The sequence below is a fragment of the Streptomyces spinoverrucosus genome, assembly GCF_006539505.1.
Lineage (GTDB): Bacteria > Actinomycetota > Actinomycetes > Streptomycetales > Streptomycetaceae > Streptomyces > Streptomyces spinoverrucosus.
This window is the reverse complement of sequence record NZ_BJND01000025.1, coordinates 62,221-74,280: the sequence shown is the minus strand read 5'-3', so window position 1 is coordinate 74,280 and position 12,060 is coordinate 62,221. Positions and strand designations below refer to the sequence as shown.

Here is a 12,060-nt window from a genome sequence, read left to right as displayed (position 1 = left end):
GACCGGCATCAAGCGGGGTCCGGTGCGGACGGGGCCACAGAGGGGTCACCGGGACGAGCTGTCGTCGCCGTCCAGCACCGCCCTCATGCTCAGAAGCCCTCGGCCCCCTCCAGCACCGCCATCGCCGCATTGTGCCCCGGCACCCCGCTCACCCCGCCGCCGCGCACCGCGCCCGCGCCGCACAGCAGCACGTTGGCGTGCCGGGTCTCCACGCCCCAGCGGCCGGTGCCCTCCTGGGCGTACGGCCAGGACAGCTCGCGGTGGAAGATGTTGCCGCCGGACAGCCGCAGGTCGCGCTCCAGGTCGAGCGGCGTCTTCGCCTCGATGCAGGGCCGCCCCTCGGCATCCGTGGCCAGGCAGTCGGCGAGGGGTTCGGCCAGGTGGGCGTCGAGCTGGGCGAGGGTCGGCTTCAGCAGGGCGTCGCGGACGGCGTCGTTGTCCGGGGTGAAGAGCCGGGCGGGGGTGTGCAGACCGAACAGGGTGAGGGTCTGGTAGCCGCGTTCGACCAGGTCCGGGGCGAGGATCGACGGGTCGGTCAGGGAGTGGCAGTAGATCTCGGAGGGCGGGGCGGCGGGCAGGTCGCCGGCGGCGGCCTGGGCGTAGGCGGTGGCCAGCTGCACGTACCCCTCCGCGATGTGGAAGGTTCCGGCGAACGCCTCGCGCGGGTCGACCGAGGTGTCGCGCAGCCTCGGCAGCCGGGTGAGGAGCATGTTCACCTTGAGTTGGGCGCCCTCGGCGGGGGCGGGCGGTGTGTCGCCGGTGAGGGCGGCCAGCGCCTGCGGGGAGGCGCCCACCAGGACGTGCCGGGCGACGGCGACGCCCTCGCCGTCGGGCGTGCGGTAGGTGACCTCGGCGGTGCGGCCGTCGGTGTCGATCCGCAGGGCCTCGTGGCCGGTGGCGATGACGGCGCCCGCCTCGCGGGCGGCGGCGGTGAGCGCGCCGGTCAGGGCGCCCATGCCGCCGACGGGGACGTCCCAGGCGCCGGTGCCGCCGCCGATCACGTGGTAGAGGAAGCACCGGTTCTGGCGCAGCTCCCCGTCGTGCGCGTCGGCGAACGTCCCGATCAGCGCGTCGGTCAGGACGACACCCCGCACCAGGTCGTCGGCGAAATTGTCCTCGACGGCGACGCCGATCGGCTCCTCGAAGAGCATCCGCCAGGCATCCTCGTCGTCGATGCGCCTGCGCAGCTCGTCCCGTGTGGGCAACGGCTCGGTCAGCGTGGGGAACACGCGCTGGGCGACGCGGCCGGTCATGCCGTAGAAGCGCTGCCATGACTCGTACTCGCGCTCCCCGCCCGTCAGCCGCGCGAAGGCCTCCCGGGTCCGCTGCTCGCCACCGCCGACGAGCAGCCCGGTCGGCCGGCCGTCGCGTTCGACGGGGGTGTACGACGAGATGGTGCGGGTGCGCAGGCGGAAGTCCAGGGCGAGGTCGCGCACGATCTTCTGCGGGAGCAGGCTGACCAGGTAGGAGTAGCGCGAGAGGCGGGCGTCGACGCCGGGGAAGGGGCGGGTGGAGACGGCGGCGCCGCCGGTGTGGTCCAGCCGTTCCAGCACCAGTACCGACCGTCCGGCGCGGGCCAGGTAGGCGGCGGCGACCAGGCCGTTGTGGCCGCCGCCGACGATGACGGCGTCGTACGCGCGGGATCCCTCGTGTGCAGGCATGGTTCTTGGTAACACGCGCCGTTCCGGGTCGGCCAGAGCGGGTCCGGCCCGGTCAGCCCCCGTGGGAGTCCCGCTGCCTGCGCAACTCCGCGACCCTGCGGTACAGCTCCACCGCCTCCTTTCCCCGGCCGAGTTGCTCCAGGCAGTGGGCCTCGTCGTTGCGGGCGGCGAGGGTGTCGGGGTGGTCGGCGCCCAGGAGGCGTTCGCGGGTGTCGGCGACCGTGCGGTACTCGGTGAGCGCGTCGGCCCAGCGGCCGAGCCAGCCCAGACCGACGGCGACCTCGCGGCGGCTGATCAGGGTGTCGGGGTGGTCGGGGCCGAGGACGCGCTCGCGGATCGCGCCCACGTCACGGGACTCGGTGAGGGCCTCCTCCCAGCGGCCGAGGCGGCCGAGGTTGACGCCGAGGCCGTGCCGGGCGCGCAGGGTCTCCGGGTGGGTGGGGCCGTGGACGCGGGTGCGGTCGTCGATCAGGTCGCGGTAGAGCTTGAGCGCCTCGGCGCTGCGGCCGAGCCGGCCGAGGCTGATGCCGATCTCGTAGCGGGCGGCGAGCGTGTCGGGGTGGTCGGGGCCGAGGGCCCGGGCGCGGGCCTCGGCGACCTCGCGGTAGGTGTCCAGCGCTTCCGGCCAGCGGCCCAACTGGCCGAGCGCGTAGGCGACTTCGTACCGGGTGACCAGGGTGTCGGGGTGAGTGGGCCCGAGCACCCGGGCGCGGGCCTCGGCCACGTCGCAGGCCATGCGGTACGAGTCCTCCAGGCGGCCGAGTCTGCTGAGGTTGAAGGCGAGGTTGTGGCGGCAGCGCAGGGTGTCGGGGTGGTCGGCGCCCATGGTGCGCTCCCGCACGGCGAGCACCGACGTGTACACCTGGTGCGCCTCCAGGGGACGGCCCAACTGGCCCAGCACGTAAGCCGTTTCCTGCCGGGCGGCGAGCGTGTCCGGGTGCTCGGCGCCGAGCACCCGCTCGCGGACGCGGGCGACGTGCGTGTACTCGCGCAGGGCGTCGGCGGCGCGGCCGGTGCGGCTGAGGGTGAAGGCGACCTCGTAGCGGCTGGTGAGGGTGTCTGGATGGTCGAGGCCGAGGAGGTGCTCGCGCTCGGCGGCGACCGCGCGGTGCACCTCGCCCGCCTCCGCGAAGCGGCCGAGGCGCGCCAGGCTGAGGCCCGCGTTGTGGCGCCCGGCGAGGGTGGTGAGCGCGTCCTCCGGCGGGTCGGGAGGGGTGTCCGGCACCGGAAGGGGGGCGGGGCCGGTGATGGGGCGGGCGATCCACTCGCCGGCGAGTCCGGCGCCGGCGTCCGGCGGCGGGGTGCGCAGTGCGGTGCCGACCGCCTTGGGGCCGGTGGTCATGCCGTGGGTCCAGGACGGCAGCCGCTCCGCACGGGCGGCGGGCTCGGCGCTGATCACGGTCGGCACATACGCCGGTACGGTCCGGGCCGCGCCGATCCGGCGGCCCAACTCGGTGGCGTCGCATGGCCGTTGTTCCGGGAGTTTGGCGAGCAGGTCCAGGATGATCTGCTCCAGGTAGGCGGGCAGGTCGGCGCGGTGGGTGCGGGGCGGCTCGGGCGGGGTGTCGCGGTGGCCGACGAGGATCGCCCACGCCTCGCCCAGGTCGAACGGCGGCACTCCGGTGGCGAGTTCGTACAGCACGCAGCCCAGCGAGTACAGGTCGCTGCGGTGGTCGACCTCGGCCCCGCCGATCTGCTCCGGCGACATGTAGTGCGGGGTGCCCATGGCGACGCCGGTGCCAGTCAGCCGGGAGGTGTGGCCGATGTCGGCGCCGAGGCGGGCGATGCCGAAGTCGCAGATCTTCACCGTGCCGTCGGTCAGCCGCACGATGTTCGCGGGCTTTAGGTCGCGGTGCACAATGCCCTGCCGGTGGGTGTAGGCGAGGGCATCGGAGACCTGCTCGGCGATGTCGACAATGTCCGGTACCGGCAGCGGATGGTTCTTGTTGTCCTCCAGCAGCTGACTGAGGTTGCGGCCCTGGAGCAGCTCCATCACCAGGAACAGCGCCCCGTCGGACTCGCCGAAGTCGTGGACGACGGTCACCCCGCGGTGTTGCAGCGCGGCGGCCACCCGGGCCTCGCGGCGAAACCTTTCGCGCAGTACGCGGGTGAAGGACTGGTCGTGGTGCGGGCCGAGGGGTCTGAGGCACTTCACGGCGACGTGCCGGCCGAGCGACTCGTCACGCGCCCGCCACACCTCGCCCATGCCGCCGCGCCCGATCACGTCCAGCAGCCGGTACCGGCCCTGGATCAGCCTGGTCTCCCCCATCGCGTGCCGTCGCCCCCGTCGCTGTCATCCATGCCCTCCCCTAGGGCCTGTCGTTTGGATCATGCCGGCGTCCGAAAAGCGCAGTCCCTCTCAGCCGACCTGATCCAAACGACAGGCCCTAGTACTCCAGTGTGACTTTCGGAGCGGCGGGCCACTCGCGGGCCCTTCAGAGGTGCCGCCGAAGGCATCTGGCATCTGATCATTCCTCACCCGGCGGCCGTCCCGGCCGCCGTCGCTGGGTCAGGTTGAATGATTAAGGCCTTAACCGCAAGCCCTCACAGGGCTCTGAGTCACACATGGCGGGCTCGCGTGTCTGGCGGCCCCCACGCTCGGCGCCATGACCGCACGGGCCAGGGTGTCGAACGCGCTCAACGGCGCCGGACGGCTCTCCCCAGCCTGACGATGACCACGTACGGCGACCTTCCCGTCCCGTACACCGAGATCCCGTACCAGACACAGCCGGCACTGCGCGATGGCGGCGGCCCGTGCAACCAGACATAGGATGTTCGCGGGCCGATATCAGCGAGGGCGAGGGCGGCGAACAAACCGCAGAGGCAGCGCCCTTGGCGCGAAGCAGCGCAGGATTCGCCCATTGCCACCGATCCACGATTTCTGGGCATTCATGGGATGTTCCAGCCGGGATCGTGGTATCTATACGGATGCGCTTGTGAGGCCGGTTCGGGCCGACCCGCCCATCCACTCCGTTCTGCCAGTACGTCAGGCGGCCGCCGACGCCAACAACAGGGCACGACGGCCGAGTTGCTGACGCGAACGACGATCAGCCCCGTTGTCTCATCACTCACTCGCAGAAGAGGACGCCTGCATGAGAAAGCCGTGGCTTCGTCCGCTGATCTCGCTTGTCGCCGCCGCGCTCGGGGTGACAGTGACAGGTGTGACCCCTGCCTCCGCCGCCCCAACCACGCCCTTGCGGGTCATGCCGTTGGGAGACTCGATAACCTGGGGCGTGGGAAGCAGTACGGGCAACGGCTACCGGGCGCCGTTGTGGAACAAGCTTGCGACGGACGGCCATCCGCTGGACTTCGTGGGCACATTGCGGGGCGGCTCGATGTCCGACCCCGACAACCAAGGCCACTCCGGATACAAGATCCACCAGATCGCCGCACTCGCAGATCCTCCGCTGACCCGCTACCGGCCCAACGTCGTGACGCTGATGATCGGAACCAACGACCTCAACGAGTCCTACCAGGTCTCCACGGCCACCGCCCGGCTGAAGTCACTGGTCAACCAGATCACCGCCGCCGCCCCCGACGCAACCGTCCTCGTGGCCTCCCTCGTCGTGTCCACCAGCGGCTCGGAGGAGCAGTACCGGGCCGCGTACAACCAGGCCATTCCCCGGATCGTGAGCGACGCGCAGGCCGCGGGCAAGAAGGTCGCCTACGTGGACATGAGCAGCCTGACCACGGCGGACCTGGCCGACACCCTGCATCCCAACGACTCGGGCTACCAGAAGATGGCCGACGCCTTCCACCGCGGCATCCGGACCGCGGACAGCGCCGGGTGGCTGAGGAACCCCGCCCCCGCCGCCGCACGCGTGGAGTCCGGCACCTCCGGCAAGTGCATGGACGTCAACGGCGCCGCCACCACCGACGGCACCGCCGTCCAGATCTGGGGCTGCAGCGGCAGTGTCAACCAGCTCTGGTCCGCCTACACCGACGGCACCCTGCGCTCCATGGGCAAGTGCCACGACGCCGCCGGCGGGGCCACCGCCAACGGCACCAAGGTGCAGCTCTGGGCCTGCCACGGCGGCGCCAACCAGGTCTGGCAGCCGTACAACGGCGGCTACCGCAACCCCGCCTCCGGCCGCTGCCTGGACGTTCCGGGCTTCTCCACGGCCGACGGCACGCAGCTCCAGCTGTGGGACTGCCACGGCGGCGCCAACCAGAAGTGGACCACTCTGACCGCCGGATGACCTCCGCTCCCGGGGCCTGAGCCCGGCTCAGGTCCTGGGAGAACATCGGTGGCGGGCACCGCCGGGTGCGGCGCCCGCCGTGGCTGAGGTCAGTAGTCCTGGGCGGACTCCGGCCAAGAAGGCGGGGATTCTACGTTTCCGCCCGAGGCGCCCCAGGCACCGCCGCACACGGTACCGGCCCGTAACCACGGCCCGCGCTGACGCACGTGTCCGGGCCCTTGAGAAGAACAGAGGAATCGCCATGACGTACCGCATCCGCGCGGGCGGCCTGGAGCGCCACACCGCCGAAGAGATCCTCCGCATCGAGCCCTGGGGGCCGCACGCGGTGCGGGTCCGGGCCTCGGCCGGGGCCATCGATCCCGCCGCTCCCGGAGCGCTGGAGAGCCCCTGCCCCTCCCCGCACACCGAACCGTCCATACGGGACGACGGGTCCGCCCACCTGGTCAACGGCCGCCTCACCGTCGAGGCGTCGGCGAACGGCCGGCTGAGGTTCCTGCACGCCGCCTCGGGCCGTGAACTCCTCGCCGACAAGACCCCGTACACCCACCACGCCGGCCCCCGCGTGCACGCGGCGGGCGGCCGGACGGAGCAGCACTTCGAGGCGTACGACGGGGAACGGCTGCACGGCCTCGGGCAGCATCTGCACGGACGCCTGGACCAGAAGGGCTGTGTGATCGACCTCGTCCAGGGCAACACCGTGGCCGCCATCCCCTTTCTGCACTCCTCGCGCGGCTATGGACTGCTGTGGAACAACCCCGCCACGGGCCGTGTCGAACTGGGTGCCGACACCACCCGGTGGACCGCCGACGCCGGCGGGCGCGTCGACTACTGGATCACCGCCGGCGACACCCCGGCCCAGATCATGGACGCGTACACCCGGGCCACCGGACGTCCGCCGCTCCTGCCCGAGTGGGCGTCAGGTTTCTGGCAGTCCAGACTGCGCTACCGCACCCAGGACGAACTCCTCGCGGCGGCACGGCAGTACAAGGAGCGCGGACTGCCGCTGTCCGTCATCGTCTGCGACTTCTTCCACTGGCCGAGGATGGGCGACTGGCGTTTCGAGGAGAGCGAGTGGCCCGACCCCGCCGCCATGGTCAAGGAGCTGACAGACCTCGGGGTGAAGCTCGCCGTCTCGGTGTGGCCGACCGTCGAGCCCGGCAGCGACACCTACGACGCGCTGCGCTCGGCCGGGCAGCTCGTACAGGACAAGGACGGCGGTCTGCTCACCTTCCCGTGGCCGTCCCGGCACGGCGGGGATGCGCTGACACGCCCGATGGCGTACTACGACGCCACCCACCCCGGCGCACGCGCGGCGCTGTGGCAGCGGCTGAACAACAACTACCGTTCACTCGGCGTGGGTTGCTTCTGGCTGGATGCCTGCGAACCCGATCTGCCACCGGACGTCGCCGACCGCGCCGTCTACGCGGCCGGGCCGGCCGCCGAGGTCGCGAACCTCTACCCCGTGCTGCACACCCGTGCGGTCGCCGAGGGCCTGAGCGCGGCCGGCGAGGACCGGCCGCTCTCCCTGGTCCGGTCCGCGTGGGCGGGCAGCCAGAGTCACGGGGCCCTGCTGTGGTCCGGCGACATCCCCACCACCTTCGACTCCCTCGCGCGCCAGATCAGGGCCGGGCTGAACGTCGCGATGAGCGGCATCCCCTGGTGGAACACCGACATCGGCGGCTTCGGCGGCGGCGACCCGGACGACCCCGCGTACCGTGAGCTGCTCATCCGGTGGTTCCAGTACGGCACCTTCAGCCCCGTCATGCGGCTGCACGGGGACCGGAAGCCCAACTACCCCACATTCTCAGCGGACATGACCGGCGGCCCGAACGAGGTCTGGTCCTACGGGGAGCAGGCCTACGGCATCCTCCGCGACCACCTCCTGCTGCGCGAGCGCCTGCGCCCGTACCTGACGCGGCTGTCCGAGGAGGCCCACCGCACCGGCGCACCGCCGATGCGCCCGCTGTTCTTCGACTTCCCCGAGGACGAGCACGCCTGGGAGGTGGACGACCAGTTCCTGCTCGGACCCGATGTGCTGGTGGCGCCCGTGTACGAGGCGGGCGCGCGGACCCGCCAGGTCTACCTGCCGTCCGGCGCGCGCTGGCGCGACCCGGTCACCGGACACGTGGTGGAGGGCGGTACCACACTCGACGCGGACGCCCCGCTGGAACGCGTTCCCATCTTCCTCCGCGAGGGGGCCCATGTCGCCCCGACGGCGTGCGGCGGTGGCAGCGCGTGGCCGCGGGGCATGCTCGCCCGGTAGATCTTGCCGTGTGCTCGCTCGACACTCCGAACACAGGTCGAAGTGTCGAGCGAGCCGACATGTGAGAACCGGTGAACGCCGTCAACGCCTCTCGCATGTCAGCGGCATCAGGAGACGGTGAACATCTGGTGGCCGGCGCCGTCGAACGGGCGTTGCTCCAACTGGTCGCCCTGGGCGCTGCCCGCGGTGAGGTAGAGACCGCTGTGGCGGTTGAGGAGCCGGATACGGCCGTTGCCCGCGTCTTCCGCCAGCCATTCGTCGTTGGTGTTCGCGTTGGCTTCGTACGGGTACTGGACGGCCTTCGCGCCCGCGTCGCGGGAGGCCCACATGATGACGACGTCCTTGCCACTCGCCTGGTTGACGATCCGCGTGTATCCGTCGCCGAGGGGCACGAACGCGAAGCGCTGGTTGGTGCCGCCGGCGCTGGGCCAGCGGATGATCGCGGCGTCGTTCGCGAGGCTTGCGCTCTTCACGTCGAGTACGTGGCTGCTGCCGGCGATGGTCACCGTGCGGTTCCCGGTCGGGATGACCGGGACCTTGGTCAGCTTGACCACATGTCCGCCGCCCGCGACCACCGGGACGCTCAGCGTGTCACCGGCCTGGATGACCTTGCTGGTGCGGGTGAGGCCGTTGGAGCCGTCGGTGGTGATCTCGGCGTGCCAGGTACCGGAGCCGAGGAACGTGGTCGGGTAGCTGATGGTGGTGGCGCCGCCGCGCCTGAGCGCGCCGACGAACCACCGGTCGCCGTCGCGGCGCGCGATGACGCCTCCGGTGAGCGGGTCGCCCTGGACGTACTTCGTCTCGTCCCACGCCGTCGGCAGCATGCGCAGCCACCGCTGTGCCTCGGGCCGGGCCTGGTAGTCCGAGATGCGGCTGCCGGGCAGCATGATGCCGCTGTCCAGGAGTACACCGAGGGCGAGTTCGGCGGCGTCGCTGTTCGGGTTGCGCTGCTGGAAGCTCATCGGCGAGTAGTCGGCCGGGCCCAGCAGGCCGCGAGTGAACGGGAGCGCGGCCACGTGCCCGATGTCCCGGCCGCCGGGGTATTCCTCGCCCCGGACGGCCTCATTGGTCAGCACGTGCGGCCAGGTGCGGTGGACACCGACGGACAGGCGCGAGCCGTGCAGGTCGACCATCAGCTTGTACCGGGCGGTGTCGGCCAGGGCCGCGTCGTACCACTGCTGACGGGCCCGGGTCTCGGACCCCATGAAGTCCATCTTGACGCCGACGACACCCCACCCCGTGATCTTGGTGAACTGGGCGTCCCGCTCGGCGGCGGTGTCCAGGTCCTGCCAGTGGTACCAGAGCATGATCCGCACGCCGCGCTCCCGGGCGTAGGTCACGAGCTCGGGAATGATCGCCTGGTTGTCCTTCCACCCGTCGTCCACAAGAAGGTAGGGCCAGCCCTGCGAGGAGGCGTAGTCGGCCCACTGCTTGAGCTTGGTCAGGTCGCGCTGGGTGGCGAACATGCCGTCCAGCCACGGCCAAGCGGCGACACCCGGCTTGATCCACGAGGTGTCGGAGATCTTCGACGCGGGCGCGACGTCGTCGACCAGAGTGGACTCCACGACCGTCGCCGTGCTGCCGATGGTGGCGGTGCGCCACGCTGTGGTGAACGCGCCGGATCGCACGACCTGCGCGTCGGCCAGCGCGACCGTGAACCGGCCGGTGCCCTGGGTGTGGGTGAACGAGCCACCCGAATAGTCACCGTCCACACCGGACTCGGCGAGCAGTACCCGCGCGCCGTTGGTCTGCTGGGCCAACATGCCCATGTCGTAGGAGCCCGTCGGGACGTCGGCGACCGTAGAGGTCACATAACCCCTCTCGTGATCGGGACTGAACACCTGCCGGGACAGCTGGGCGTCGGTAGGCAGTTCGAACGACGTCGCCTCTCTCAGCACCGTCGCACCCGACGGCAGCTCGTAGCGCAGCGCCATACCGTCCGCGGACGTGCGGACGTGCACGGTCATCTGGGCGGAGCCCTTCGCGAACACCAGTCTCGTCTCGGTCGCGGACCGCGTCCGGACGCGGGACTTCCCCGCTTTGACCTCGTAGTTGTACGAGATGGGCGTATCCGTGCGTCTGACGAACTCCAGTCCGGTGGTGTAGTCGACCTGGCTGGTCACCAGCCCGATCGGAGCGGGTATCAGGGCTTGGCGGCAGTTCCAGGTCGCGCCGAGCGAGAGGGCGCCGTTCGCGTCCAGCGCCACGGTGGCGCGCACGCCGTCACAGCCGGTCTGTGCGACACCGGGCTGGACCGAGGTCCAGTTCCCCGGCGTGGCGGCGGATGCGGGCACCGCAGTGACCGAGCCTGTGACGGCGAGGACGGCGGCGGCCGTACCGGCGACTCGAATCGCGCTTCGTTGGAGGAGTTTCATGCGGCCTTCCGGGTGGTTGCAGGGGGTGACTGGCGAGCGAGGGAATGGATCAGGACCAGGGGCTGACCGCCGTGAAGGAACTGTCGGCGCGGAAGGTGGCGTTGTCCTGGTAGGCGTCGAGGCGCAGCTCGTAGAAGTAGTGGCGGAGGTAGCGGCCGGGGTAGTTGTACGACTCCAGGCTGACCGAGCCGGCGGCCGAACCGGGCCGGGCGCAGTAGGTGGCGTCCTTGTTGAAGAGCGTCGTGCCGTTGCTCGCGTCGAAGCGGACCCGGTAGTCGAAGTGGCGCAGGTAGCGGCCGGACGAGTCACGGAACGAGTAGCACTTGGAGTCGGCCAGGCCGGGGACGATGGTGAAGGTGGCGCTCTGCTTGACCGCCGTGGCGCTGGAGGACGTCACCGGGTCGAGGTAACCGCGGCCGTCCGAGCGCACGACGGCGTAGCGTCCGGGGAAGTTGACCGATCGGAGCGAGCGGGTGGTGTTGGTCGGCAGGGCGGTGCCGGCGGTGACCGGGTCGATGCTGCTCAGGGTAAGGACGACCTTCTTGATCAGGCCGTCCGAGGTGAACTCCAGCTTGTCGATGGTCGTTTCACGGTGGGTGCCGTCGCCGCCGGGGATGGCGAAGCGGTGGTAGGCGATGTACCAGTCGTCGGTGTTCGGGATCTGGACGACGGAGTGGTGGCCGGTGCCCTTGATGCCGAGCGAGAGGTCCTTCTCCAGGATCACGCCCTGCTTGGTCCAGGGGCCGGTGGGCGAGGGCCCGGTGGCGTAGGCGACCCGGTAGTTCTCGTCCCGGGTGTCGTTCTCCGACCACATGAAGTAGTAGGCGCCCTTGCGCTTGATGACGAAGGTGCCCTCGTTGTAGCCGAGTGGGGTCATGTCGGTGACCTTCGAGGCGTCGAAGGAGATCATGTCGTCGTTCAGCGGCACCACGCGGGCGCGGCCTTGGCCCCAGTAGAGGTAGGACTGGCCGTCGTCGTCCGTGAAGACCGCCGGGTCGATCATCTGGCCGGTGTACGCGCCGCGGGCGATCAGCGGCTTGCCCAGGGGGTCTTTGAAGGAGCCGGTGGGCGAGTCGGAGACCGCGACACCGATGTTCGTGTCGGCGGAGTAGTAGAAGTAGTACTTGCCGTTCTTCGCCTCGATCGCCGGGGCCCAGGCCCGGATGTCGGCCAGCTGATGTCCGGTCCCAGGTCGAGGATGACGCCGTGCTCCTTCCAGTTGACCAGGTCCTTGGAGGAGTACGCCTTGAACTGCGTGCCGCTCCAGTTCGGGAAGCCGTCGGTGGTCGGGTAGATGTAGTAGGTGTCGCCGAAGCGGATGATGTTCGGGTCGGCGGTGAGCCCTGGCAGGACCGGGCTCTCGGCAGCCTGGGCGGGTACGGCAGGGTCGGCAAGGCCCAACAGCAGTGAGGCGGCGGCCGCGGCGGCCAGAGCGCCCGGCCGGAATCCGCGGCGGGTCACGCTGTGCATGGATTCACATCCCTGAAGAAAACATGGCTGTGGCAGGGTGCGCGACGTGGAGGGGAAGCCGGCGCCTCCTCCGCTGGTCGGGTGGTTGGCGT

Annotated in this window: 6 protein-coding genes and 1 pseudogene; 2 read left to right on the top strand and 5 right to left on the bottom strand. The window is 70.8% G+C overall.

Annotated elements, in window-relative coordinates:
- Positions 1-89: 89 nt before the first annotated feature.
- Both SSP24_RS18620 and SSP24_RS18615 read right to left on the bottom strand, forming a co-directional pair.
- Positions 90-1,661 (bottom strand): phytoene desaturase family protein, encoded by a 1,572-nt coding sequence (locus tag SSP24_RS18620; RefSeq protein WP_174864672.1) that lies wholly within the window; start codon positions 1,659-1,661, stop codon positions 90-92.
- Between the two features lie 52 nt (positions 1,662-1,713).
- Complete coding sequence (locus tag SSP24_RS18615) at positions 1,714-3,930, bottom strand: serine/threonine-protein kinase (protein WP_141310762.1); 2,217 nt, start codon at positions 3,928-3,930, stop codon at positions 1,714-1,716.
- A gap of 823 nt (positions 3,931-4,753) precedes the next feature.
- On the opposite strand from SSP24_RS18615, the gene SSP24_RS18610 reads away from it, so the two are divergent.
- Both SSP24_RS18610 and SSP24_RS18605 read left to right on the top strand, forming a co-directional pair.
- The gene (locus SSP24_RS18610; RefSeq protein ID WP_141310761.1) at positions 4,754-5,860 is read left to right on the top strand and encodes an SGNH/GDSL hydrolase family protein; all 1,107 of its coding nucleotides are present in this window, start codon (positions 4,754-4,756) and stop codon (positions 5,858-5,860) included.
- A 241-nt stretch (positions 5,861-6,101) separates the two neighbouring features.
- Positions 6,102-8,123: a glycoside hydrolase family 31 protein gene (locus SSP24_RS18605; RefSeq protein ID WP_141310760.1), complete on the top strand. Its 2,022-nt coding sequence runs from the start codon at positions 6,102-6,104 to the stop codon at positions 8,121-8,123.
- A 107-nt stretch (positions 8,124-8,230) separates the two neighbouring features.
- On the opposite strand, the gene SSP24_RS18600 is transcribed toward SSP24_RS18605, so the two are convergent.
- The 3 genes and pseudogenes from SSP24_RS18600 to SSP24_RS18595 form a co-directional block, all read right to left on the bottom strand.
- Positions 8,231-10,498, bottom strand: coding sequence for a glycoside hydrolase family 97 protein (locus SSP24_RS18600; protein WP_141310759.1), 2,268 nt, complete (start codon positions 10,496-10,498; stop codon positions 8,231-8,233).
- Positions 10,499-10,547: 49 nt separating this feature from the next.
- The gene (locus SSP24_RS44175) at positions 10,548-10,928 is read right to left on the bottom strand and encodes an AbfB domain-containing protein (RefSeq protein ID WP_229866197.1); all 381 of its coding nucleotides are present in this window, start codon (positions 10,926-10,928) and stop codon (positions 10,548-10,550) included.
- A 72-nt stretch (positions 10,929-11,000) separates the two neighbouring features.
- Positions 11,001-11,863, bottom strand: a pseudogene (locus tag SSP24_RS18595) (family 43 glycosylhydrolase); the annotation flags it as partial.
- Positions 11,864-12,060 lie beyond the last annotated feature (197 nt).